Below are 23,591 nucleotides of genomic sequence, written 5' to 3' on the forward strand. Positions count from 1 at the left end.
GCCGTGACGGCGCCCCCTCCATCCCGTTGCCGGCCGATCCCCGCCGGAGGCGTGTCTTTGGCCCGCGGGCGGCTTCCTTGCGAAGTTGTAACGCGGCCTCTGGGTTGTCAGTGCGTGCGGTTACGGTGCGGTTGTGGGACAGCGAGGGCGGGGTCCCTGGCACCGTTGCGAGCGGCACGAAGAGGACTGGGCGGATCGTCCAGGTGATGCGTGTGCCGGCGGGGGTCAAACGTCGACCTCGACGCCCTCCGCGTCCGCGTTCGTCTCGCCGAACCCGAGCGGATGAACGGGCAGTCGTCCGAGAAGGCGTCCGAGGGCGCAGGAACGTGCTGCTGTTGACCGGGGTCGACCGCTCTTGAGGGCACGCTCTGGGCACGGCGGCGATGCACTCGAAGTCGCGGGGCTGATGCGGCGATCGCCGTCGGACCCGAGCGTCCGCTTCAGGGCCCTGATGGCGACAGCGGGAGGCGGGCGACGATGCCGGCGCCGTTGCGGTGGGGTTCGACGTGGAGAGTGCCGTGGTGCTGATGGGCGATGTCGCGGGCGATGGCCAGCCCGAGGCCCGCTCCGCCGAGGTCCCGGCTGCGGGCGTCGTCCAGGCGGGTGAAGCGCTCGAAGATCCGCTCACGGTCGGCATCGGGAATGCCGGGTCCGTCGTCGGTCACCTCCAGTACGGCCAGGCGGGCGTCCTGGTCGGTGTGCAGCACCAGTTCGATGCGGCGATCGGCATGCCGTTGGGCGTTGTCGAGGAGGTTGGTGAGGAGTCTGACCAGCCAGCCGCGGTTGCCCTCCACGGTGAGGCCGGGTTGCAGCCTGGTGTCGATGGGGAGCCGGTCGCCGTGCCGCGCGGCAACGGTCGTACGGCAGAGTTCGGCCATGTCCAGCGGGATGCGGCTGACCGGCTCGGCCGCATCCAGACGGGCGAGGAGCAGCAGGTCGGAGGCGAGGTCCTGGAGCCGGACGGTGTCCTCCAGGGCGTCTCTGACCAGGTCGGGCCACAGGGCCGGGTCCGGATGGGCGAGGGCGACCTCCAACTGGGTGCGCAGGACGGTGATGGGGCTGCGCAGTTCGTGCGAGGCGTCGGCGATGAACCGGCGCTGGCGGACGACGGCGTCCTCCAGGCGGTCGAGGGTGGCGTTCATGGTGCGGGCGAGGCGGGCGACTTCGTCCTGAGCGGCCGGTACCGGGACGCGGCGGTGCAGAGCGCGTCCGGTGATCTCGGCGACCTCGGAGCGGATGGCTTCCACCGGGCGCAGGGCCCGGCCGGTCACCCACCAGGTGACCAGGGCGACCGTGGCCAGCAGCAGCGGTGTGCCGATGCCCAGCGCGACCTTGGTGATCTCGTCGGCCGCGTCCGCGTCCCGCAGTGACGTGCCCGCGTACACGGTGACCGCGCCGCCGGGGGTCTGGGCGGTGACGGCGACGATCCGCTGGCGGTGTCCTTCGCCGAACGGTTCGCCGGACCAGGTGGCGCGCAGCCTGCCCTCGTGGGGGCGCAGGTGGGCGACGGCCGGGCGGCCGACGAGGTTCTGGCTGGCGGCCACCACGCGCCCACTGCTGTCGACGACCTGGATGAAGTCGGCGCCGTGGGTGAGAGGCAGCAGGTCGGGCAGCTTGCCCTCGGCGGCCAGCTGACCGACGGTGTCCGCCTGCGCGGTGGCCGCGTCGTTGGCGTTGCGCTGGAGGTCGGCGTGCAGCATGGCGAACAGCGCGACGGAGGCCGCGGTCAGTGCGAGGGCGACGACCGCGGTCGCCCCGAGTGTCGCCCGGGCCCGCACCGATCCCGGCCACGGATGTCGTACGAGCCTCACGGCGGCGCAGCGCAGGCGCCGGATCGCTGCCGGTATCTCGCCGACGCGGGGGACGAGTCGTCTAGCCACCGTCGGCCGCCAGCCGGTACCCGGCGCCGCGGATGGTCTCCAGGGCGCAGCGCCCGAAGGCGGTGTCGATCTTGCGGCGTACGGCACTGACGTGGACCTCGACGAGATTGGGGTCCGCCTCGAAGGCCGAGTCCCAGACGTGTTCGAGGATCTCGCGCTTGGACACCACCTCGCCGGTGCGGCGGGCCAGGTACTCCAGAATGGCGAACTCCCGTGCGGTGAGCCGGATTTCGGTGCCGCCGCGGACACATGTGTGGCCGGCCGGATCGATCACCAGGTCACCGAGCCGGAACGCCGGAGGGAGCCGGTGGCCGGTGCGACGGTGGAGCGCGCGGAGCCGGGCGACCAGGACGACGTAGGAGAACGGCTTGGACAGGAAGTCGTCGGCACCGGTGTCCAGCGCCTCGGCCTCGTCGTACTCCCCGTCCTTGGCAGTGAGCATCAGGATCGGTGTGACGCTCCCGGCCGAGCGCAGCCTGGCGCAGACCCGGTAGCCGTTGAGGCCGGGCAGCATGATGTCGAGTACGACCACGTCGTAGCTGTGCTCCAGGGCGAGCCACAGTCCCTGGTTCCCGTCGTGGGCGACATCGACGGTGAAACCCTCGGCCCTGAGACCTCGCTGCAGAGCGGCGGCCAGCCGCTTCTCGTCCTCGACCACCAGTACGCGCACGGCATACAGCCTCGCACGCCGGACAGACGGTGGCTGAAGACGCCTTCAGCCACCTTCAGCCTGGCTTCAGCAACGGCATTCCAAGCTGATCGCAGCCGCCGGCACCGGGCCGGTCGAGGCGATCAGGAGCCCGAGCATGTCCCAACCCGAACCGCCGCAGCAGCAGCCCCAGTCGACGCCGGACTCACCGGTCGAGCTCCCGAAGTCCGCCAAGTCGGCCAAGATCTTCCGGGCGCGCCTCCCCCGGGTGAGCCGGCGTCGTGGGACCGTCCTCGGCGCCGCGGTCCTCCTGGCGGCCGCGGCCGGCGCCGCTGTGGTCGTCCACCACGACCACGGCGAAAAGGGTGACCACGGCCGGTTTGCGGCAGAGCACAGGCGGGCGGACGGTCGCGACGACCGGCAGGGCGCATACGGGCAGGCACGAGGCGGTCGCGGCGGCCGGCACGGCGAATCCAGGCTCGACGGCAACAGCCAGGGCACCCAGAACAGCCAGAGCGGTCAGGAGGGTCAGAGCGCCGCAGGGACCCTCGCGCCCGCGCCGCTGCCGGCGGTTTCGGCCGCGGCGGCGATCGAGGCGGCCGGCAAGGCGGTTCCCGACAGCAAGACGGAGGCGCTGCGCGTGGTCGCCGAGCAGGGTGGCGGAAGCGCGTGGGAGGTCGAGGTGCTGGGCACCGACGGCGTCCGGCACCTGGTCACCATCGACGGTGCCGGCGGCACGGTGACCGGCAACACCGTCGCGCCGGCCACCTCGGACACGGCGAGCTGACGGCCCGGCCCCCGGGCCGAGGGTGCGGCGCGGCCCACCCTCGGCTCGGGGGGGGGCGCCGCCTCGGCGCCGCGAACGCGCAACGGCATGGGCCGACCCAGCCCGCCCAGAGGCTCACAGCGACCTCGGCTCACAGCTGCCACGTCCGGAAGGAAACCCATGAAGTCGCCGCTCGCGCCGAAGCCGGAGACGGCGCGCGAAACACGGTGTGGCACAGGTGCCACGCCGCGTACGGGGCGGACGGCGACCGACCGGAACGACGCACGGTGGATCCCGGTCGTTCCCGGTCCGACCACTGCCTTCGCCCGTTTCGTCCTGTGCGGGGGCGGTGTCGGGGTGGTCTCCAGTGCCGCTGTGTCGCTGTGCGCCGCTCTGATGTCCTGGATGGTGGCGAACGCGCTGATGACCGCCGCCTCCACCGTCCTCTGTACGGAGCTCCACGCGCGCTTCGCCTTCGGGTCCGGGCGGCGCGCCGGATGGCGCCGGCACTGGCAGTCCGCGGGGTCGGCCGCTGCCGCCTACGCGGTGACCTGCGCCGCGATGGCCGTTCTGCACATGGTGCGGCCATCGCCGGGGATTTTTTCCGAGCAGGCCGTCTACCTCAGCGCCGCCGGGCTTGCGGGAACCGGACGTTTCCTGGTGCTGCGGCTGTTCGTCTTCGCCGATTCCGCCCATGACGGGACCCGGATCGCACCCCGGCCCCACGACGACACCGCGGGCGCGCTCCTCGACCAACTGACGGTCCGCGACAAGGACGTCCCCACCCCCATCGCCGACGGCCCGACCAACACCAAGATCACCGAACGCCTGTTGCTCTGATCGCCAGACACAACCTCTCAGCTTGCTGTCGACCGCGCTTGTCCGCACGACCGCGTCCTTCATCCGGTGCGAGGTGGACACAGGGCTCGTACATGCCCGACAACCGTCGCGGTGGCGAGGCCATCTGGTTCACCATGGGGTGTGCGATTCGATTCCGTTCCCATGCCGGCGACCGTCGAGGCCAGACCTCGTGACAGCCGTGGCTATCCCGTACCCGCCATCACCCCGTGGGAGGGCGGCGAGCCACAGTTCGCGCTCACCGACTACGCGCGCAGCGCCGAGTGCGCACGACAGCGGCTGTGTTCCGTCTGCAACACCCTGATCCCCAAGGGTCCGGTGTGGCGGGTGGTGGGCGCCGCGGAGAGTTCCGCGATCGGCGAGGCGCTTGCTGCCGGGCGGCCGTACCGCAACATGGCGGCGACCCTGGAGGCGCCGGGGCACCGCGCGTGCATGCTCTACGCCTCGATGGTCTGCCCGTATCTGGCGCGCCCCAACGCGCGGCGGGGGCTGACGGCACAAAGCCCGGACGACATGACCGCGCATGTCGTCCGGGGCACTGTTCGTGGCGATATGGGTGCCGTGGTGGGGTACGGCGACTACGAGTTCGCCGTCACCAAGACCCAGGTTCTGTTCCGATTTCTCGATGTGGTCGAGTACCTGCCGCATGACACGGCCGACCAGCACCTGCCCGAACTCCAGGCTGAACTCGCCCGCTCCGGCGGCCGGTTGGGTGGCGGTCAGCCGCGGTAGGCGGGCAGGCCGGTGTGCTTGGAGACCTTGACGGGCTTGCCGAAGCCGTGGGCGGTCTTCGTGATGGTGTACGTACCGGTCGGGGCGCGGAAGGCAATGGTCTTGCCGTTGGGCGACCAGGTGGGCTCGGTGTAGTCGGTGCCGGCGTTGGGGGTGACGTCCTTGACGACATTGGTGGAGCCGCCGAAGTCCTCGACGAAGAGGTGGTCGTGCCCGTGGACGGAGCGGACGAAGACGACCTCCTCGTTGTCGGGGGAGAGAGCGGGCTCGGAACCCTTGGTCAGCGCGCCGCCCTGCTGCCGCAGGTAGTCGTCGCGGATGTAGACCTCGCCGGTGTGGGTGTTCTCGTAGACGGCCGAGCCGTAGCTGCCGCCGACATTCGGCCAGGTGTTGTTGGTCTGGGGGACGTTGCCGTCTCCCGGTTCGCCGTTCAGGCTGATCTTGGTCGGCCTGCCGTGGTTGCTGGTGGCCTTGACGCCCTCCAGGACGGTGCTGCCGTGGATCTTGGCCGAGAAGATGAGGTTGTTCTTCGCGGGGATCTGGTTCGTCCGGTCGGCGGCGGTCACCTGCCAGGTGGGGTGGGACCAGGTCTGTCCGCCCGGGTTGGCGGCGACGGTGACGCGGTGGCTGCCGTCGGGGTTGGAGACGACGAGGTCGCCGTGCCCGTCGATGAAGGCGGCCTTGCTGCCGCTGGGGTTCCAGGCCAGGTCACGGACGGTCGTGCCGAAGTCGATCGACTTGCCGTTGACCACGACGTGGCGGGTGCCGTCGCTGATGGTGAGTCCCCTGGGCACGGTGACCGTGTGGGCGGACGCGGCTGCGGCGACCATCGCGGCACTGCCCTTGGCGTCGCCGCCGGAGGACGGTGCGGCCATCGCGGTTGCGGCCGTGCCGCACAGGGTGAGCAGTGCGGCGGCACCTGCAGTGGTGACGGCTGCGGTGGTCCGACGGTTACGAGCGGACATCGAGGTTCCCCCAGGGACGTGAATGACGCTGCGATGAGAGTTTCGCGGGAACCGCCTGCCGTCCCCGGGACCCGAACCGGTCCGTCGGCTTGCCGCCCTTCGCGATGAGAGAAGTCTTCCAACAGGGGGTGACAGGGCTGTGCGCTCGCTGTCACAGCTGTGCAATAGCGGGTCAAATGAGATGAAGAAACGTCAGGCATGGGCGCCGACGCGCTGAACCCGCCTGCGTGGGCAGACGCCATGCACTCCGACAGGCCGCCGATGGGATCGTTCCAGGCCGAAATCGCAGGTCGCCGCACCGATCACCGTCAACACAGTCAGCAACTGGGCCGTAGGACGCCTCCGACACCCGTGCAGGGGCATCCCGTCCGATGCGTGCGGCACAGGTAACGCGATCCTCACCCTCGACCGGCGTGACTTCCGTGCCGAGGGCCATACGGCTTTTGGGCCGTCACAAGGCATTCCGAGTCCTGCCCGACGATCTGCCGCCGTGACGGGCTTCCGGCACCGAAGCCCCAGCCGCTGAAAGAGACTTCGGCCGGCATCACCTCCGCTGCGCACACAACGACATCCAGACTCGCGGAGGAACAGCGGGCTGAGGCCTCCTGACGCGGAGCGGTCCCCGCCCGAACCGCGAAGCCGCCGTCCGAGCCCGCCTTCCGAGGTTGGAAGCGGTGCGTCCAAGCTTGACTCTGTCGGGGATCTCGATCGTCGAGGTCGGCTGCCGAGGGTTCGCCAGAACCTCGACCGGGGGATCCCCCGCTGATCATGCTGGTCCACCGGGGATCCTCAAGATCCCCGACAGGGTCAGGCCACGGCTGCCGCCCGGAACCCGTGCCCTCCGCCGCCCGATCTTCGTGTGCCCGGCGGGCCGGAAACTGCTGGACAACCTCCGGCAAAACACAAACCCCAGGTCGCTGACCTGGGGTTTCCTCATGGAGCGGGTGACGAGAATCGAACTCGCACTCTCAGCTTGGGAAGCTGCGGGCATTTGCCGCTGGTCTGGGAGCTGACCTGGGCGAACGGATGAGGTGCGTTGTCGTCGGGCCTGGCTGCACTCACCGTGATTCCCCGCTGTTCCCCGCCCGATCTGGTGCGGTTGTGGTGCGCTGGTATCCCAGCGCAACCGGTCAGGGCCGCCCGGACGCTTAGCCGATGAGCTGGCGGATCGCCGCCACGACGTTGAACACCGCTGGCAGGACGAAGATGCCCCCGACGCCGATCCACACGCACCCGGCGGTTCGGTGGCCGCGGCTGGGCGGCGGCGGTTGGATCAGCCGATCGCCTGCTCTCATCGTCTCGTTCGGAGCAACCAGGCTGCGCCCGGTGCGGCGTTGCCTCCGCCCCAGCCATATGAAGACGACCGCTGCCATCGCCGTGAAGGCGGCCAGCTGGAGGTGTTCACTCGGTGAATCGGCGCCAGCAAGCGTCACGGCCATGTACAACACAAGACTCTCCCCCAAGGATCACAGTGGGTGGATCACCTCATGACGGTTCAACCATGTCAAGCGGGTTGAGGCGCTCGCACGTCGCCCTCCACACGCTTTCCAACTGTGTTGGTGGAGCGGTGGGGGTCGTTCACCGCCGTTCACCTGCGTACTCCCCGGACCGCCGAAGCGCTCGACGAGATGCCCTGGACCCCTGTGAACGGTCATGGCTGTGGCTGAATGAGACGGAAACTGAGACGGATCGAGCTGCACCAGCGATCCCACCGGAGTGGGTCAATCGTTGCGCTCCAGGGCAACGCGGCTTCGTACCGGCTGAGCCCGCCACATGGCTGCCAGCTGCGGGTATGAGTGCATCAGACGATGGATGTCCGCGAGCACGGCGGTCCTGGGAGCGCCGATCTCGGCAGCGTCGATTCCGGTGTCCTGCAGGCCGACACTGTCGATATCGGACCAGGCCGGATCGTCAGCAAAGCGCAGCTCCAGCTCGACCAACCAATAGGCCGGTTGCCAGCCTGGATCACGCCGGTCACCTTCCGAGACCGCCAGCTGTCGGCCGAAAGACAGCGTTGGCTGCTCCTCGTTCCAGTCCCACTTGCCCCATTGGGCGATGATGCAGTCGCCATCGCTTTCCGGACCTTCGATGCCGGTGAGTGAGACTTGTACGAACTCCTCGAATGCCTGCCATGCGGCTTCCACGTCCACGACCGCCTCGGGTTCGACACCGCGACGCTGCAAGATCTCCGCGAAGGCGTCGGCGCTGGATCTCTAGGAGACAGGCATGCCCGATGTTATCGCCGCGGGCCTGACCGCTGGGGGGATTCGCTTGTCAGTGCGAGCGGCTAGGGTCGGCGTCGCGTGTTCGGCGGCGAGGTATCCAGCTCTGAAGTGCAGCTGCATCCCTGACTCTGTCTGGGGGTGGTCCGGTATCCAACCCGTGGCCCAACCGACGGTCAGGCTCTGTTGATGGCTAAGGGGAGACCTGCCAGCGCCGACCGCGCACAACCCGTGAACGAGCTTGAAAACCGTCGTGGCAGCGATGTCACCGTGGGTTCAAATCCCACCGCCTCCGCCGAGGTCATAGACCTGCTGGTCAGATGGGGTGTCTCTCACCGAGGGGCACCCCATCTGCGTGGGTCCTGTCTCACCTTGATCCGGCTGTGTAGCGTTGTGGATCACTGCGTGTGGACCAGGCGTGGACCACCATTGCGAGACAAACAGCAGGTCAGCGCCCGATCGGAGGATTGGCGCTGTCGCGCACCAGGGGGCGCAGGGCGCCGTGACATGGGAGATGACGAGCCCTCGCCCTCCGGCTCGTTCCGGAGGGCGGGGGCCCGGGGTGCTCATGCGATCAGTTGCTGTTCTTCATTCTGGAGCCGGTTCCTCCCGGCTCCTTCGGCGCCCAGTTGGGAGCATGGGTTGCGTCCTTGAAATCGGCCGACTTCATCAGAACCCGCCAGTCCTCCTTGCCCGCGTCGCCATCGAGCCGAACGGTGAACTCTTTGACCTGGCGGGTGTCATGGAAGTACAGGACCACGACTTGGCGCTCTGAGCCGTCGTCATAGAAATCGCCTGTCACATTGCGACGGGCGCCGGCACCGAAGCCCTTGATCCAGTTCTCGGCGGTCTTCCGGGCGTCCGTCTCGTTGCTGTCGCTGGTCGCCACCTTGCGAAGTTCATCCGTTTTGCCATCGGCGATGTCCCACACGAGCTTTTGCACCACCAGCAGAGAGCCGGTGGAGGGGTAGCCGACCACGTGCAACGGCTCGTGGTCGGCGTACGCCTGCTCGTAGGACGCGCCCGGCCCTCTGGCATCAGCAGAGCTGCTGTCGAGGACAGCACATCCAGACGTCAGCAACACTGCTGTTGCCAGCCATCCGGTCGCCGTATGGCTCTGCTTCAACCTGGGCATCTCACATCCTTGCTAATTGCGGGTCTTGGGCCTGACGATCGTGACCTTCTCGATCGGGTTCGAGGAGTGACGGTACCGATTGATCACCTCGTTGAGAGTGGTCTCATTCTTCAGGCCGTGCTGCACGATCCTCGCGTGCCCTTGCACCATGGCTGAGACGATCGCCACGTGGTTGTAAATCCTCTCCCTCTTCCACTTGAAGAAGACGAGGTCCCCCACCTTGGCGTTGTACTCGTGCGGAATCATCGCGGAATTCCGCCACTTGGTCACGTGCCGCCGGAGGTAGTCCGCGCTCGTCCAACTCCAGCTCTTACCGAACCCATACCTGCCCTGCCACCAGGCATTGTCCGCCTTGCGGCCGCCGGGGCGCATCTTCATCCCGCCCCCGTGGTACAGGGCCTTGGAGACGAAGTTCGCGCAGTCGGTCCTGTACTCCCACCTGGTGTCCAGGTTGTTGTACGCCCAGTTGGCCGTTCCGTTGCCGCTGATCGCTGCGGCTGCGGCTGCCGAATCGGCTGAATCTGCGGACGTGGACGCCGGGTCGGCGTCAGGGCCGTAGATGCCTTCATCGATGAGCGGCTGCGGCTCCTCCTCCTGGTCGGCGGCGATTTTGCCGTTCGCGTCAGGAAGGTGCGGATCGGCTGAAGGTGCGGGCCAACCGTTCGCGGTCCACGCCGCGTCGGGAACGGCTGCGGAGAAGTTGTCGGGAAGATCTATGGAGGGGCTGTCGGCAACGTCTGCGGAGGCATTGTCGGCAGAGTCTGTGGCGGCGTTTGCTGTTCCTGTGATGGCGCCCGAAGTGCCGGGAACGTCTGTGGTGGCGTTCGCTGTTCCTGTGATGGCGCCGGTGGCGGTGAGGGCGAGCACTGCTGCGCCGGTGATCGTACGGCCGAACTTGTTGCGCAAGAGTCGGTTCCTTCCCCCTGTGATGGGTCCCGGCCGCCTGGTCGCGGATCGGTGCGGCTTCGGGACTCGTGATTTGGAGGATGGAGGGGCGGACACGTGGGTTCCCAGTTGGCCGTGTGTTTCGCGCGGCATCCGAGCCGGAGCACCTGAAAGACCGTCCGCTTGCGGTTTACCGTGTAACTGGTTAGCGATTCTTTGACCAACACGCCACACCTCGGCTTGGCGGTGAAGGTGTTCGGCGTGGTTGTGATGCTGTTCGGCTTCTGGTTGGTCAGCGTGGCTGACTGGGAACCGCAGCACCGCTGATCCCTCTCCTTCACCCACCACGTGCCCCAGCTCTCATCCCGTCTGCCGTCGGCCCACACACCGTGGAGCGGGCGTGGTTCAGGGCGTCAAGGTGGAGCGCGCCACTGTACGAACGACCTTGACGCCCTGGGCCACGGCTGCTCGGCTCTGCCTGGGTCGATGGCAGACGGGATGAGAGCACCCCGCGCACGCCACGACGCGGCCGGCACTCGCGAACGGCGCCCCCTCCATCTCGGAGCTTGAGCGCCCTCGCCGGAGGCATGTTCTGACCGGAGGACTCCGTGTCCAGGTCTCTACTCATGGGCCGTTGCTTGCTGCGGCCCCAGGGGCCGGCCCCGGCGCCGAAGGCGCAGAGGGGTCGGGCCCCAGGGGCCAGCCCGCGCTCGCGCGGGCACTTGAACCAGTAGAGAAAGTTGTAACTCAGTACCTGGCGTGGGGCTTGAAGTCGTACGCGCAGGATGGAAGTTCAAGGCTTCGCCGGTGGGCCAGGGGTAGGAAGAGCGCTGGTCGGGCCGTCCAAGTGATGTGTGTGCCGCCCTGGTTGATCGTGACCGTGCAGGGTTCCGAGCACAGGAGAGCTCTCCTCGTTTCCCTCTCTGACATCGTCGGGTGAGACGCCCCGAAATGATCAGATATTGTGGGCGGGCACGACAGGAGCATCACCCGCATGACCAGCACCAAGCCTTCCGAGCAGGATCCCGCGCCGCGGCCGAAGCGGCGCCGCTTCACCCCCGAGTACAAGCTGCGGATCGTCGCCGAGTACGACGCGGCCCCCACCGGGGACAAGGGCGCCATCCTGCGCCGGGAGCGGCTGTACCACTCCCACATCATCGAGTGGCGCCAGGCCAGGGACGCCGGCGCGCTGGAGAAGCTGACCGACCACCGCACCAGCCCCTCCCGCCCGAAGAAGCACCCTGCAGAGGCCGAGAACGACAAGCTGCGGCGGCGGGTGGAGCGCCTGGAGGAGGAGGTCGCGAAGCGGGACGCCGCGCTGGAGGTGCTGGGAAAAACACACGCGCTCTTGGAAGCACTCTCCAAGAGCGCGGACTGAAGGACGCCCTGGAGCCTCTCCTCCACGAGGCCGTGGAGGACCTGGCCCCGTATCTGGGCATCGTGGCTGCGTGTCGGATCACCGGACGCTCCCGGGCCACCCACCACCGGCGGCTGAACCCTGCCCCGCCCCGGGCGAAGACGCCGCGTCCGGCGCCGGTCAACGCACTGTCGGCCGTCGAGCGGCAGGCGGTGCTGGAGCTGATGAACCGGCCCGAGTACGTGGACCTGCCGCCCGCGCAGATCTACGCACGAGAGCTGGACGAGGGCCGCTACCACTGTTCCGAGCGCACCATGTACCGGATCCTGAAGGAGGCCGGGCAGGACGGTGAACGCCGCCGTCAGGCGACCCATCCGCCCCGCACGGTTCCCGAGCTGGTCGCCAACGGGCCCTCCGAGGTGTGGAGTTGGGACATCACACGCCTGGCAGGTCCGGCGAAGGGGGTCTGGTTCCACGGGTACGTGATCCTCGACATCTACTCCCGCTACGCCGTCGGCCACACCGTCGAGGCGGCCGAATCCGCCGCGCGGGCAGAGGAATTGATCCGTGAGGCGATCGACCGCAACGGCATCGTGCCGCACACCGTGCACGCCGACCGCGGCACCTCGATGACCTCCAGGCAGGTCTCCCAGATGCTCCTCGATCTCGGTGTGACCCGTAGCCACTCCAGGCCCAGGGTCAGCAACGACAACCCGTTCAGCGAGAGCCAGTTCCGCACCACGAAGTACCAGTCGGACTACCCCGAGCGCTTCGATTCCCTCGCCCACGCACGGGAGTGGATGGACGCGTTCATCTCGCACTACAACCACGTCCACCGGCATTCCGGGATCGGCTACCACACCCCCGCCAGCGTCCACTTCGGCACCGCCGAACTCGTCCGCGAGCAACGGGCAGCCACCCTCACAGTCGCGTTCGAGCAGCATCCCGAACGCTTCAACCGCCGGCCGGCGCCGCCGAAGATTCCTCAGCAGGCGTGGATCAACGACCCCGCACGACGGCGCGAACCACAGCAACACAGTTCATAGCCGCATATGCGTTTCATTTGACTTGACAGCTACCGTTTCGATGCGGCCCTCGTACAGCCACTCCCAAGCCTCGTCTGAGGCTCTGGAGTCCAGCGCTGGTGTGATGGTGCGCAGTGCGATCGCTATCCAGCGGTCTGCCTGTCCGGCCGAGTGGGCGTCGAAGGAGCTGTGGAAGGCCGGCTGTTCTGTCTTGGTGAGGTCTTCGGTCCAGCATTCGCACCAGAAGCCGCGGATGTATCCGTTCACGAGGTCGCTCCCGGCGGGTAGGCCACGAGGACGTAGCGCGTGTTCTCGTCGTGCAGGGTGAGTTGGTAGGCCGTGCCCGTTGTCAGGTAGGCGAGGGCTCGTTCGTGTTCGGTCTCGTCCCTCAGCCAGTAGCGGCCCGGCTGGGCGTATGCCATGTCGAGCTGGTCCGTGACGTTCCTCGCGCGCTCGCGAAGCCATCGCAGCGCCAGGCGTGGGCTAGTCGCCTCGTGTGATCCCAGGGGGATAGAGCTGGTTTCGTGCAGCGGGTAGGCCGTGGCCCAGCAGCGGTACCCGCCGCCCTGTCCTTCCGCGGCTAAGTCCTCGGGAGTGGTCGACGTCAGCACGGGTGGCCTCCCGGGCGGGCGCTCGTGAAGAGTTCTGCGGTGACGGTGTGGCCGGCCTGGCTGTCGTGGATCACGATCCGGTGTGCGATCGCGGTGACCATGCCGAGGCCTCGCCCGTGTGTGGCGTTGTGGTCTGCGTGCTCGGCCTTCGGCGCGGTGCCGGTACCGCCGTCGTCCGTGACCGACAGGGCGACCACGTGCGACGAGACCGCGAGAGCCAGATGGAAGCCACAAAGAGAAGCCCACTGGCACGTAGTCGAGCCCTTATGGTGCGGATGTGGTGCGCGCCCCGCCTACAGGTCTAGACAACAAAGAACCCCCGGGTCATCAACCTGGGGGTTTCATATGGAGCGGGTGACGAGAATCGAACTCGCACTCTCAGCTTGGGAAGCTGATGTTCTACCACTAAACTACACCCGCGTAAGACGCCGATTGCCCGGTGTCGAATGCTCGCTCACTCTACCTCATGGCCGGTCCCTGGCGCTGACGCCGAGGGGCCGGTGCGCGTTTCGGGGCGTGGACATGGGTGCGGGGGGCCGGAGTTGGGGCGTACGGTGGAGGAGTGGAAGAGGGTCCGGGCGGGACCGGAGTGCCGCTTGGAGGGCCATCCCTTTCATCCCGTAATGTGGCTTTCGTCGTCAGTCAGACGCGGCTCTTGGGGAAGGGACTCTGAGGACTTGATGGAGCGCACCGTCGTCCGTTGTGCCGAGGGGCACGTGTTCAGCACCGCTTCGTTCCCGATGCAGCAGGCCGAGCGACTCGGCCCCGGTCGATTGGTCCGGTGTCCGCGGTGTGCGCGGCTCCGGAGCGTCGTTCCGGTCACGCTCGAGAAGCGGTAGGACTCAGCAGTAGGACCAGCGGTAGGACCTGGGGCGCGGGGACTGTGCGAAATGCTGACAGTCCCCGCGTATCCTCGGGGCGTGCTTCTCTCAGACAAGGACATCCGGGCCGAGATCGACGCCGGTCGGGTGCGCATCGACCCGTACGACGAATCCATGGTGCAGCCCTCGAGCATCGACGTGCGGCTCGACCGCTACTTCCGGGTGTTCGAGAATCACCGTTATCCACACATCGACCCCTCCGTCGAGCAGGCCGATCTGACTCGGCTCGTCGAGCCCGAGGGGGACGAGCCGTTCATCCTGCACCCCGGGGAGTTCGTGCTCGCCAGCACGTACGAGGTGATCTCGCTTCCCGTGGATCTTGCCTCGCGGCTGGAGGGCAAGAGTTCGCTCGGTCGGCTGGGGCTCGTCACACACTCCACCGCCGGGTTCATCGACCCCGGCTTCTCCGGGCACGTGACCCTGGAGCTGTCCAATCTCGCGACGCTTCCGATCAAGCTCTGGCCGGGCATGAAGATCGGGCAGCTGTGCATGTTCCGGTTGAGCTCGCCGGCCGAGTTCCCGTACGGCAGCGACCGGTACGGCTCCCGCTACCAGGGCCAGCGCGGGCCGACCGCCTCCCGGTCCTTCCTCAACTTCCATCGGACCCAGGTGTGAGCGGGAGCGGGGAGAGCGCGGGCATGAGCGTGTCCGACGCGCGGGAGAACCTCACCTACGAGCGGTTCGGGGTCGCGGTCCGTGAGCTCGCCCAGACCATCGCCGACGACGGGTACCAGCCCGACATAGTGCTCAGCATCGCCCGCGGGGGCGTCTTCGTCGCGGGTGGACTCGCGTACGCCCTCGACTGCAAGAACATCCACCTGGTCAATGTCGAGTTCTACACCGGTGTGGGTACGACGCTCGACATGCCCGTCATGCTCGCTCCCGTCCCGAACGCCATCGACTTCTCCGACAAGAAGATCCTGATCACCGACGACGTCGCCGACACCGGCAAGACGCTCAAACTCGTCCACGACTTCTGCGTCGACACCGTCGCCGAGGTCCGCAGCGCCGTGATCTATGAGAAGCCCCACTCGCTGGTGAAGTGCGAGTACGTGTGGAAGCGGACCGACGACTGGATCAACTTCCCCTGGAGTGTGTTGCCTCCGGTGCATAAGTCGGGAGAGGCGCCCAAGGCGAACAAGGAAGCGCTCTGACCTGCGGTTCCGTAACCTTCTCCGCAGGCTGAACGCGTCAGCCGCTGCCCCTCCCCGAACGGCGACTCGGTCCCGCAGGGGATGGAGAGGGCCCCCGGCGGTGGTTCGGTGCCGGGGGCCCTCTCGTACGTGCTCGACCGTACGCGGCGTACCGCGCGTCCTCGCTAGAACGTGCCCAGCTTGATGATCGACAGGATCGCGATCAGCTGGATCGCCGACGCGGCCAGTGCCTTCGGCCACGGGAGGTCGTGGGACCTGCTGACCATGAGGGTCAGCAGGGCGCCCGCCGCGACCCAGGTCGCCCAGCCGAGGAGCTGCACGAAGGACGCGTCGCCGCCGAAGAACATGGCGACGATCAGGCGCGGGGTGTCCGTGATGGACATGATCAGCATGGAGAGGCCGACCGTGGGCTGCCACGCCCCGTCGCCGCCGAGCTGGCGGGCCAGGGTGTGGGTGACCACGCCCAGGATGAACGTGCTGATGACGATCGCCACGGCCGTCGTCAGGACGATCGGGACGGCGTTGGAGAGGGTGGCGTTTATGGCGTCCTTGCGGGCGCCGTCGAAGCCGAAGACGGCCAGCAGGCCGTAGAGGAACGTCACGATCAGGGCCGGGGCCCACATCGTGTAGTCGCGCATCTGCAGGAAGGTGTGGTTGGGGGCCGTGACGATGCCCCTCAGCAGGTCCTTCCAGTGCAGACGGGGGCCGATCGGCGGGGCCGCCGCCTGGCCGGCGCGGTAGGTCCCGCCCTGGGTGTAGGGGTCCTCGCCGACCGAGAAGGCCTGGGTGTGACCAGGGCTGTTCGCCGCGTACGGGTCGGGGCCCTGCTGCGGGTGACCGTCGCCGAAGTACTCGGGCTCGCCGTGGCCGCCGGCTCCGCCACCGTTCGCCTGGGGCCAGCCCGGCTGTCCGCCGCTGTGCTGCCGCCCGCCGCCGTACTGCTGCCCCCCGTACGGCTGCTGCTGCGAGGGCGCGGGCGGGTAGCCGTACGGCTGCTGGCCTCCCTGGGGAGCCTGCTGTCCGTACGACGGTCGGTGTTGTTGCGGTCGCGCTTGCGGGGCTCGGTCGTCCCGGCCGCGTCCGATCCTGAATCCAGCCACGTAATCGAACGTACCTGGTCCCGCACTGTGACGTGCGGGGTGCGGGCCATCGGAGGGGGGTTTGGGTCCGAGCTGTGACATCCCCTAAGGGGAGGAGCACGGGTGTCCCTTACGGGGCACGGCCCCGGCTGAAGGACCAGTAGTCGTGCGAGGAGCCGGCCGGGTCGGCGATCAGAAGACCTTGAAAGGGGGCCAAGGGTGGTTCGTGAGTTTGATCAATTCCTGAGGTGGGTGTCGCTGGTGGTTCGGGAGTCCATTCCAAGGAACTCGGACGTGGAGAACGTGACCGTCGGCTTCGCCGTCACCAGCGCCTCCTTGCTGCCCGCGTACACCGCGACCGTGTCCTTCGTCTCCCCGTCGTACGTCCGTACGACCAGGTCCGCCCGCCCGTCCCCCGTGAAGTCGGCGACGGCCAGGACCCGGGTGGTGCCCCGGGCCGGTGGCGGCACGGTCACCATCCCCGTCGCGGACAGTCCGGACGTACGACCCCGCAGGATCCGCAACTCCGCTCCGCTGGAGACGAGTTCGCTCACGCCGTCCCCATCGAAGTCCCCGGCGTCCAGCACCGACCCGGGGGTGCTGATGCTGTCGCGTACGGCGGTGGGGAGGTCGTAGCGCAGATACGTTCCGTCCATCGAGACGACCGCCGCGTCGAGCGCGCGGCCCCTGCCGAAGCGGCCGAGGGCGACGTCGATGCCGCTCGGCAGGGCGGTACCGGTGCGGGTGGGGCCGGCCGGGCCGCCGAGGACGAGCGCGGACGTGGCGGGGCCTTCCGCCGTACGGACGAGAAGGTCGTCGTAGCCGTCGCGGTTCACGTCGAGGGCGGGGCCGGTGGGCACGGTGCCGGGTGAGGGGAGGGGCCTGCCCGCCGCGCGCGGGGCGCCCTTCCTGGTGAACGGGCCGCGCAGATAGCTGAGTCGGCCGTCCGAGGCGTGCACGACCAGGTCCTCGGCGCCGTCGCCGTCGAAGTCGCCGCACACGGGCTGGTCGGGCCAGTCATTGCCGGCGCGGGCCCCCTCCGGGATGACCAGCTTGACCGCCTTGCCGGTGAGGCCGGCCGGGGAGCCGAAGAGGATCTGGAGGGGGACGGGGGGCCGGCCCTGGCCGTCGTACGGCGGGTCCGTCGACACGACGAGATCGGTGAAGCCGTCCCTGTCCAGGTCGCAGCTCGCCTCCGTGTCGAAGACGGCGGGCGGCTGGCCCTTCGTACGGGCCGCTTGGCGCGCCGGGTTGAGCAACTGCCGTGCGCCGGGCGCGAGTCCATGTGCGGCTCCGGTTCCGTAGACGATCCCGATGCCCGCGTCGTCGCCGTGGGCGTCGTCGGGGTCCTTGACCAGGTCGTTGAGGACCAGGTCGCGACGGCCGTCGCCGTTGAAGTCGTCGGCGGACTTGCCGCCCTTGCCGCGGGGGACGGGGAGTTGGGCGGGAGCCTTGGCGACGGTCACGGGTTCATGTCGCGCGGAACCGGTGTTCCCGGTGCCGGCGCATCCCCCGAGCAGCAGTACGCAGCTGACCGCCGCGGCCCGTACACCGGCTTTTCGCTCGCCCACCGTTCACCTCATCCGCCCCATGGACAACAACCTCGCCATGATGCGCCGGATTCGACGGGAGCGGAATTGGAGCGACACCGGAGTGGCACCGGAGCCGCATCGGAGCGGTGTCGGGGCGGTGTCGCCACCTCGGAAAGGGCTGTGTGTCAGCGATGAATTTTACAGAATTGTTGACAATATCGAGCGGCTCAATTTACGTTCGCAAGGACCGGACAAACGGGGGCGGCACCCGGCGTGAAGAGTGGCCCGCGAGCCCCTGACCAGCCGTTTTGGCCGCCTTATGGCCGCCGTGAACAGGGAGAAGGCATTCTGTGAAGCACAGGGCAGTGAAGCGCAGGACCGTCGTCATGGGTATCGGCGCGACCGCCGGAGCCGCCGCAGCCGGTGGTTTCGCCTTGAGCGCGAACGCGTCGAGCACGGGCGCGAAGTCCTCGGGTGCGTCGGATTCCCTGGTCTTCGACAAGGACGCCTACGCCGAGCTGACGACGACCATCGCGGACGCCGACGGCACCGATCACACGGTGGTGTACCACTTCTGGAAGGCCATCACCTACGTCGCGAGTCCGGTGGACGCGAAGTACCAGAGCCTGAACGTCAGTGTCCCCGTCAAGATCGACGGCAAGGCCGTGGACGCGACGAACGCTCCGATCGTCTTCGCCAACGCGGTGGGCGGCTACATGCCGTCGTCCGTGGCGGACGCCACCGGCGTGGGCGGCGCCGAGATGACCGGCGGCATGCCCACGGGCGGCGCCGGCGGCGGTGCCTCTCCCAGCGCGTCCGCCGGCCCCTCGGCCTCCAGCAGCGCCGGCACGGGCGAGGTGCAGTCCGGCGGCAACGCGATGGTGAACGCCCAGGGCGGGATGGTCAACCTCGGGAAGCTGGGCCTGGCGGCGGGTTACGTCGTCGTGGAGCCCGGCGCGCGCGGCCGGACCCTCACCGACTCCGCCGGCACGTACTACGGCACCGCCCCGGCCGCCATCGTCGACCTGAAGGCCGCGGTCCGCTACGTCCGCGCCAACAAGGGAGTCATCCCGGGCAACACCGACCGGATCGTCTCCACCGGTACGAGCGCGGGCGGCGCCCTGTCCTCCCTGCTCGGCGCGTCCGGCGACAGCCCGATCTACGACAAGTACCTCAAGGAGCTGGGCGCCGCCGACGCGTCCGACGCGATCTTCGCCACCGGCGCCTGGTGCCCCATCACGGACCTCGAGCACGCCGACGGCGCGTACGAGTTCAACTGGGGCACCAACGTCACGGCGAGCACCGGCAAGGTCGTCGACCAGACGGTGTCGAAGGCGCTGCGGGCCCAGTTCGCGGAGTACCAGGCATCCCTGAGGCTGCGGGGTCTGAACGGCTTCGGCCCGCTCACGGCCCGCAACTACGACGACTACCTGGTGCAGACCTACCTCCAGCCGTCCGCCACGAAGTACCTGGCGGCGCTGTCGGAGGCCGACCGTGCGACGTACCTGGCCGCGAACACGTTCATCACGTGGTCCGGCGGCAGGGCGACCTTCACCTGGGCCGACTTCCTCACCCACGTCGGCGCGCGGAAGAAGACGACACCGGCCTTCGACGCGTTCGACCTGTCCGCGGGCGAGAACAACGAGTTCGGCGCCGGCACCACCGAGGCGCGGCACTTCACGGCGTACGGCGCGAAGAACGACACCACCGGCCTCAGCACCAAGCGGGTCGCGAGCGACATCCCCGAGAAGCTCGACCTGATGAACCCGATGCACCACATCGGGGAGGAGAACCCCGGCCGGTCGAGGCACTGGTGGATCCGCCTCGGTACGAAGGACTCCGACACCTCGCTGACGGTGTCCGCCAACCTCGCCGCGGCGCTGGACGACCTGGGTGACGACGTCGATCACCTCTACTACTGGGACGAGGGCCACGGCTCGAACGTCGACCCGGGTGACTTCCTCACGTGGATCGCGAAGGTGACGGGCGACTCGAAGCGGCGGCGCTCCGCGAAGTAGCACCGTCCCACCACGACGCCGAGCCCGCACGCCATCGGGCTCGGCGTCGCGCCGTCCGAAGGGATCCTCGCCCCCGCCGCCGCCCCTACCCGCCCCCAAGCACTCGGGGGCGGGGAAACGCCGGACGCCGGTGGGCGAGAAGCTCGGCCCACCGGCGTCCGGATGATCACGTCGGTTACTTCACCGGCTCGGGCTCCGGCTCACTCTCCGCCTCCGCCGCCCCCGCCGGGTCGACCGGCGTCTTGACGGAGTCGAGAAGGAGCTGGGCCACGTCCACGACCTGGACGGACTCCTTGGCCTGGCCGTCGTTCTTCTTGCCGTTGACCGAGTCGGTCAGCATCACGAGGCAGAACGGGCAGGCTGTGGACACGATGTCCGGGTTCAGCGAAAGAGCCTCGTCGACGCGCTCGTTGTTGATGCGCTTGCCGATCCGCTCCTCCATCCACATCCGCGCACCACCGGCACCGCAGCAGAAGCCGCGTTCCTTGTGGCGGTGCATCTCCTGCTGACGCAGGCCCGGGACGGCCGACATGATCTCGCGCGGCGGCGTGTAGATCTTGTTGTGGCGGCCCAGGTAGCAGGGGTCGTGGTAGGTGATGAGGCCGTCCACCGGGGTGACCGGCAGCAGCTTGCCCTCGTCGATGAGGTGCTGGAGCAGCTGGGTGTGGTGGATGACCTCGTAGTCGCCGCCGAGCTGCGGGTACTCGTTGCCGATGGTGTTGAGGCAGTGCGGGCAGGTCGCGACGATCTTCTTCGCCGACTTCGGCTTCTTCGTCGACTCGTCCTCGTCATCCTCGCCGAAGGCCATGTTCAGCGCGGCGACGTTCTCCATGCCGAGTTCCTGGAACAGGGGCTCGTTGCCGAGACGACGCGCGGAGTCACCGGTGCACTTCTCGTCGCCGCCCATGATGGCGAACTTGACGCCCGCCATGTGCAGGAGCTCCGCGAAGGCCTTCGTGGTCTTCTTGGCGCGGTCCTCCAGGGCGCCGGCGCAGCCGACCCAGTACAGGTACTCGACCTCGGACAGGTCCTCGATGTCGCGTCCGACGACCGGGATCTCGAAGTCGACTTCCTTCGTCCACTCGAGGCGCTGCTTCTTGGCCAGACCCCAGGGGTTGCCCTTCTTCTCCAGGTTCTTGAGCATCGTGCCCGCCTCGGACGGGAACGCGCTCTCGATCATCACCTGGTAGCGGCGCATGTCGACGATGTGGTCGATGTGCTCGATGTCGACCGGGCACTGCTCGACGCACGCGCCGCACGTGGTGCAGGACCACAGCACGTCGGGGTCGATGACGCCGTTCTCCTCGAACGTGCCGATCAGGGGGCGCTCGGCCTCGGCGAGCGCCGCGGCGGGCACGTCGGCCAGCTGCTCCGCCGACGCCTTCTCCTCGCCCTCCATGGTCTTGCCGCCGCCCGCGAGCAGGTAGGGCGCCTTGGCGTGCGCGTGGTCGCGCAGCGACATGATGAGGAGCTTGGGGGAGAGCGGCTTGCCCGTGTTCCAGGCGGGGCACTGCGACTGGCAGCGGCCGCACTCGGTGCACGTGGAGAAGTCCAGCAGGCCCTTCCAGGAGAACTGCTCGACCTGGCTGACACCGAAGACGTCGTCCTCGCCCGGGTCGGTGAAGTCGATGGCCTTGCCGTCACTCGTCATCGGCAGCAGCGCGCCGAGGGCGGTCTCGCCCTTCGCGTTCCGCTTGAACCAGATGTTCGGGAAGGCGAGGAAGCGGTGCCAGGCGACGCCCATGTCCGTCTTGAGGGAGACCGTGATCATCCAGATGAAGGACGTCCCGATCTTGATCATCGCGGTGAGGTAGATCAGGTTCTGGAGCGTGCCGACGCTCGTCTCCTTGAAGGCGGCGACGATCGGGTACGAGGCGAAGTACGCGGCCTCGTAGCCGTGCACGTCGGCGAGGGCGCCCTCCAGGCCGCGCAGGGTCATGATCGCGAGGCCGATGATGAGGATGACCGACTCGACGAAGTAGGCCTGGCCGACGTTGGACCCGGCGAAGCGGGACTTGCGGCCCGGCCGGTCGGGCCGGGACAGCTGGCGGATCACGATGAGCGTGAGGATGCCGAGGGTCGTCATCAGGCCGATGAACTCGACGAAGATCTCGTACGGCAGCCAGTGCCCGATGATGGGCAGCGCCCAGTCGGCCTGGAAGAGCTGCCCGAAGGCGTTCACCAGCGTGGCGACGAGGGAGAAGAAGCCGACCGCCACGAACCAGTGCGCGACGCCGACCACCCCCCACCGGTTCATCCGGGTGTGGCCGAGGAACTCCCGGACCACCGTGACGGTGCGCGCGGTCCAGTCGTCCGTGCGGGTGCCCGCGGGGACGTCCTGGCCGAGCCGTACGAACCGGTAGATCTGCGCGATGGCGCGGGAGAACAGCGCCACGCCGACCACGGCGAGTACCAGCGACACAATGATCGCGGCGAGTTGCATTCGGGGGCTCCTCGGGCCTGCGAGGGAGGGAGCTGAAGGCCGACCTTCAGCCGATTACTAAGCGGTAACTTATGCAGTCCGTCTGAGACTACCCATATCTTCCGCCGCACTGTAGCCAGCGGTGCGGTGATCTGCGTCGCTGAGGTCCACCTGAGTCGCCGAAGTCACCGACCGGCAGTTGCGCACGTCACCGGCCGACAGCTGCCGGTCTCCGGCCGACACGTAAACCCGATCGTGCTATATGCAGCATATTTACGACATTTAACACTAAATTGGCGGCGTGCTGTACGGAATCGCCGCCGCCACCTCCGCCCTGCTCCTCGCCGCCCTCCTCGCCGCCCTGCTGCGGCTCCTCGCCCTGCGCCTCGGCGTGGTCGAACGCCGGAGGGCACGCGCGGTGCCGCTGCTCGGCGGGGTCGCGGTGGTGGCGGTCACGGCGTTCGTCGCCGGGGTCGGCGATTGGACGGACGTGGCGCCGCTGGGGTCGGCGGCCGGACGGCTGCTGGCCGCCGGGATCGGGGTCGGCGTCCTCGGACTCGTCGCGGACCTGTGGCCCCCGCCGGCCCTTGTGCGGGTTCCGCTCCAGGCGGCCGTCGTGACCGGCGCCGCCGCGCTGACCGTGCCGTACGACGAACTCGGCCCGGTGGTCGGGGTGGTGGCCGTCGGCTGGATCGCCCTCGCCACCCATGCCTTCACCTCGCTCGATCACGCCGACGGAGTGATGGGGACGGTCGCGGTGGTGACCGCCTTCGCGCTGAGCGGCTGCGCGGCCGCCGAGGTCATGGACGGGCTCGCGGCGCTGCTGAGCGTGCTGGCCGCCGCGCTGACCGGGTTCCTGATGCACAACTGGCCCCCGGCCCGGATCGTGCCGGGGCGCTGCGGCGCGCTGTTCGTCGGGTTCGTGCTGACCTCGGCGGCGGTACTGGTCCACGCCGGGCGGGCGGCCGGGTCGAGCGTGGGCGCCGGGTTCGCGCTGACGGCCGTGGCGACCGCCGACGCCGTACTGGTGCTGGTGTCGCGGCGGCGGGCCGGGCGTCCGCTGCTGCGGGGCGCCCCCGATCATCTCGTCCACCGGCTGCGACGCCTCGGTGTCACGCCCCAGGGCGCCGCGGTCGTCGTGGGGGTCACCGGCTTCGCGGGTGCACTCGTCGGGATGCTGATCGACATGGGATGGGTGAGCGCGACGGCGGCGTTGTGGGTGGCGGGCGGCGTCGGTGTCGCCGTGCTCGCGCTGCTTCGGATCCCCACTTACGGGGGACGGCATGTCCCCGCGTACGGGAGTCGGTTGACCGTGAAGCCGCAGGTCGGAGCACGTGTACAAGCACACCTGCGTGTAAGCAAGAGATAAGACTTGAGCCCCCGTGACTCATGTCTGTTGACCCAGCAATGAGTGTGGTGC

The 23,591-nt window shown here is 68.5% G+C and carries 19 protein-coding genes, 1 tRNA gene and 3 pseudogenes; 9 read left to right on the plus strand and 14 right to left on the minus strand.

What is annotated here, in order from left to right; all coding sequences use genetic code 11:
• Nucleotides 1-440: 440 nt before the first annotated feature.
• Complete coding sequence (locus FNV62_RS27645) at nucleotides 441-1,811, minus strand: ATP-binding protein (protein WP_225900873.1); 1,371 nt, start codon at nucleotides 1,809-1,811, stop codon at nucleotides 441-443.
• 61 nt (nucleotides 1,812-1,872) lie between these two features.
• A complete protein-coding gene (locus tag FNV62_RS27650; protein WP_054231319.1) occupies nucleotides 1,873-2,550 on the minus strand; it encodes a response regulator transcription factor in 678 nt (225 codons plus the stop codon).
• Nucleotides 2,551-2,686: 136 nt separating this feature from the next.
• Between FNV62_RS27650 and FNV62_RS27655 the strand changes: the two genes are divergently transcribed.
• The 3 genes from FNV62_RS27655 to FNV62_RS27665 all read left to right on the plus strand — a co-directional run bounded on the left by FNV62_RS27655 (nucleotide 2,687) and on the right by FNV62_RS27665 (nucleotide 4,885).
• Nucleotides 2,687-3,316 (plus strand): hypothetical protein, encoded by a 630-nt coding sequence (locus tag FNV62_RS27655; RefSeq protein ID WP_143627435.1) that lies wholly within the window; start codon nucleotides 2,687-2,689, stop codon nucleotides 3,314-3,316.
• Nucleotides 3,317-3,586: 270 nt separating this feature from the next.
• Nucleotides 3,587-4,135: a GtrA family protein gene (locus tag FNV62_RS54685; RefSeq protein WP_225900874.1), complete on the plus strand. Its 549-nt coding sequence runs from the start codon at nucleotides 3,587-3,589 to the stop codon at nucleotides 4,133-4,135.
• Between the two features lie 162 nt (nucleotides 4,136-4,297).
• A complete protein-coding gene (locus FNV62_RS27665; protein ID WP_143627437.1) occupies nucleotides 4,298-4,885 on the plus strand; it encodes a hypothetical protein in 588 nt (195 codons plus the stop codon).
• Here FNV62_RS27665 and FNV62_RS27670 read toward each other — a convergent pair.
• Nucleotides 4,873-5,850 (minus strand): TolB family protein, encoded by a 978-nt coding sequence (locus tag FNV62_RS27670; protein ID WP_143627439.1) that lies wholly within the window; start codon nucleotides 5,848-5,850, stop codon nucleotides 4,873-4,875. The genes FNV62_RS27665 and FNV62_RS27670 overlap by 13 nt on opposite strands.
• A 388-nt stretch (nucleotides 5,851-6,238) precedes the next feature.
• On the opposite strand from FNV62_RS27670, the pseudogene FNV62_RS57620 reads away from it, so the two are divergent.
• Nucleotides 6,239-6,344 (plus strand): annotated as a pseudogene (locus FNV62_RS57620) (VapC toxin family PIN domain ribonuclease); the annotation flags it as partial.
• Between the two features lie 654 nt (nucleotides 6,345-6,998).
• Here FNV62_RS57620 and FNV62_RS27680 read toward each other — a convergent pair.
• The 4 genes from FNV62_RS27680 to FNV62_RS27695 form a co-directional block, all read right to left on the minus strand.
• Complete coding sequence (locus tag FNV62_RS27680; protein WP_211179038.1) at nucleotides 6,999-7,289, minus strand: hypothetical protein; 291 nt, start codon at nucleotides 7,287-7,289, stop codon at nucleotides 6,999-7,001.
• Nucleotides 7,290-7,571: 282 nt separating this feature from the next.
• A complete protein-coding gene (locus FNV62_RS27685; RefSeq protein WP_143651731.1) occupies nucleotides 7,572-8,000 on the minus strand; it encodes a hypothetical protein in 429 nt (142 codons plus the stop codon).
• Between the two features lie 646 nt (nucleotides 8,001-8,646).
• Nucleotides 8,647-9,207, minus strand: a complete 561-nt coding sequence (locus FNV62_RS27690) for a hypothetical protein (protein WP_143627441.1) — start codon at nucleotides 9,205-9,207, stop codon at nucleotides 8,647-8,649.
• Between the two features lie 12 nt (nucleotides 9,208-9,219).
• Nucleotides 9,220-10,113, minus strand: coding sequence for an amidase domain-containing protein (locus tag FNV62_RS27695; protein ID WP_164331762.1), 894 nt, complete (start codon nucleotides 10,111-10,113; stop codon nucleotides 9,220-9,222).
• Between the two features lie 973 nt (nucleotides 10,114-11,086).
• Between FNV62_RS27695 and FNV62_RS27700 the strand changes: the two genes are divergently transcribed.
• Nucleotides 11,087-12,495, plus strand: a protein-coding gene (locus FNV62_RS27700) for an IS3 family transposase (RefSeq protein WP_399221741.1) whose coding sequence is annotated in 2 segments (ribosomal slippage) — nucleotides 11,087-11,453 and nucleotides 11,453-12,495 — 1,410 coding nt in all. Because the reading frame shifts where the segments join, the coding sequence is not laid out codon by codon here.
• A 33-nt stretch (nucleotides 12,496-12,528) separates the two neighbouring features.
• On the opposite strand, the pseudogene FNV62_RS27705 reads toward FNV62_RS27700, so the two are convergent.
• The 4 genes and pseudogenes from FNV62_RS27705 to FNV62_RS27720 form a co-directional block, all read right to left on the minus strand.
• A pseudogene (locus FNV62_RS27705) lies at nucleotides 12,529-12,741 on the minus strand (hypothetical protein); the annotation flags it as partial.
• Nucleotides 12,738-12,896, minus strand: coding sequence for a hypothetical protein (locus FNV62_RS57625; protein WP_240362873.1), 159 nt, complete (start codon nucleotides 12,894-12,896; stop codon nucleotides 12,738-12,740). The gene FNV62_RS57625 and the pseudogene FNV62_RS27705, both read right to left, overlap by 4 nt.
• Nucleotides 12,897-13,078: 182 nt before the next feature.
• Nucleotides 13,079-13,312: pseudogene (locus FNV62_RS27715) on the minus strand (ATP-binding protein); the annotation flags it as partial.
• A gap of 119 nt (nucleotides 13,313-13,431) precedes the next feature.
• Nucleotides 13,432-13,505: transfer RNA gene (locus tag FNV62_RS27720), tRNA-Gly, on the minus strand.
• 500 nt (nucleotides 13,506-14,005) lie between these two features.
• Here FNV62_RS27720 and dcd point away from each other — a divergent pair.
• Nucleotides 14,006-14,581 (plus strand): dCTP deaminase, encoded by a 576-nt coding sequence (dcd, locus tag FNV62_RS27725; protein WP_054231394.1) that lies wholly within the window; start codon nucleotides 14,006-14,008, stop codon nucleotides 14,579-14,581.
• Nucleotides 14,582-14,604: 23 nt separating this feature from the next.
• Nucleotides 14,605-15,120: a phosphoribosyltransferase gene (locus FNV62_RS27730; protein ID WP_143627449.1), complete on the plus strand. Its 516-nt coding sequence runs from the start codon at nucleotides 14,605-14,607 to the stop codon at nucleotides 15,118-15,120.
• Nucleotides 15,121-15,284: 164 nt separating this feature from the next.
• Here the strand turns inward: FNV62_RS27730 and FNV62_RS27735 are convergent, their stop codons facing one another.
• Together FNV62_RS27735 and FNV62_RS27740 are read right to left on the minus strand one after the other, a co-directional pair.
• Entirely contained in the window at nucleotides 15,285-16,301 is a 1,017-nt protein-coding gene (locus FNV62_RS27735) for a Yip1 family protein (protein ID WP_079089577.1), read from the minus strand.
• A gap of 134 nt (nucleotides 16,302-16,435) precedes the next feature.
• Nucleotides 16,436-17,770, minus strand: a complete 1,335-nt coding sequence (locus FNV62_RS27740; protein WP_143627451.1) for an FG-GAP repeat domain-containing protein — start codon at nucleotides 17,768-17,770, stop codon at nucleotides 16,436-16,438.
• A 347-nt stretch (nucleotides 17,771-18,117) separates the two neighbouring features.
• Here FNV62_RS27740 and FNV62_RS27745 point away from each other — a divergent pair, with 347 nt between their 5' ends.
• On the plus strand, nucleotides 18,118-19,749 hold the full coding sequence (locus FNV62_RS27745) for a subtype B tannase (protein WP_143605510.1): 1,632 nt from the start codon (nucleotides 18,118-18,120) through the stop codon (nucleotides 19,747-19,749).
• 175 nt (nucleotides 19,750-19,924) lie between these two features.
• On the opposite strand, the gene FNV62_RS27750 is transcribed toward FNV62_RS27745, so the two are convergent.
• Nucleotides 19,925-22,192 carry a (Fe-S)-binding protein gene (locus FNV62_RS27750; RefSeq protein WP_143627453.1) on the minus strand — a complete coding sequence of 756 codons (2,268 nt, stop codon included), beginning with the start codon at nucleotides 22,190-22,192 and terminating at the stop codon, nucleotides 19,925-19,927.
• Nucleotides 22,193-22,472: 280 nt separating this feature from the next.
• Here FNV62_RS27750 and FNV62_RS27755 point away from each other — a divergent pair, with 280 nt between their 5' ends.
• Complete coding sequence (locus FNV62_RS27755) at nucleotides 22,473-23,540, plus strand: MraY family glycosyltransferase (RefSeq protein WP_054231327.1); 1,068 nt, start codon at nucleotides 22,473-22,475, stop codon at nucleotides 23,538-23,540.
• Nucleotides 23,541-23,591: the final 51 nt, after the last annotated feature.

It is taken from the genome of Streptomyces sp. RLB3-17, assembly GCF_007113425.2.
In the GTDB taxonomy this organism is placed as follows: domain Bacteria; phylum Actinomycetota; class Actinomycetes; order Streptomycetales; family Streptomycetaceae; genus Streptomyces; species Streptomyces mirabilis_D.

Excerpts from the sequence above, each read along its gene's own strand:
- FNV62_RS27680 (WP_211179038.1), bottom strand. The coding sequence starts at position 7,289 with ATGGCCGTGACGCTTGCTGGCGCCGATTCACCGAGTGAACACCTCCAG.
- FNV62_RS27655 (WP_143627435.1), top strand. The coding sequence starts at position 2,687 with ATGTCCCAACCCGAACCGCCGCAGCAGCAGCCCCAGTCGACGCCGGAC.
- FNV62_RS27735 (WP_079089577.1), bottom strand. The coding sequence starts at position 16,301 with ATGTCACAGCTCGGACCCAAACCCCCCTCCGATGGCCCGCACCCCGCA.
- FNV62_RS27690 (WP_143627441.1), bottom strand. The coding sequence starts at position 9,207 with ATGCCCAGGTTGAAGCAGAGCCATACGGCGACCGGATGGCTGGCAACA.
- FNV62_RS27670 (WP_143627439.1), bottom strand. The coding sequence starts at position 5,850 with ATGTCCGCTCGTAACCGTCGGACCACCGCAGCCGTCACCACTGCAGGT.
- FNV62_RS27730 (WP_143627449.1), top strand. The coding sequence starts at position 14,605 with ATGAGCGTGTCCGACGCGCGGGAGAACCTCACCTACGAGCGGTTCGGG.
- FNV62_RS27665 (WP_143627437.1), top strand. The coding sequence starts at position 4,298 with ATGCCGGCGACCGTCGAGGCCAGACCTCGTGACAGCCGTGGCTATCCC.
- FNV62_RS57625 (WP_240362873.1), bottom strand. The coding sequence starts at position 12,896 with ATGGCATACGCCCAGCCGGGCCGCTACTGGCTGAGGGACGAGACCGAA.
- FNV62_RS27750 (WP_143627453.1), bottom strand. The coding sequence starts at position 22,192 with ATGCAACTCGCCGCGATCATTGTGTCGCTGGTACTCGCCGTGGTCGGC.
- FNV62_RS27745 (WP_143605510.1), top strand. The coding sequence starts at position 18,118 with ATGGGTATCGGCGCGACCGCCGGAGCCGCCGCAGCCGGTGGTTTCGCC.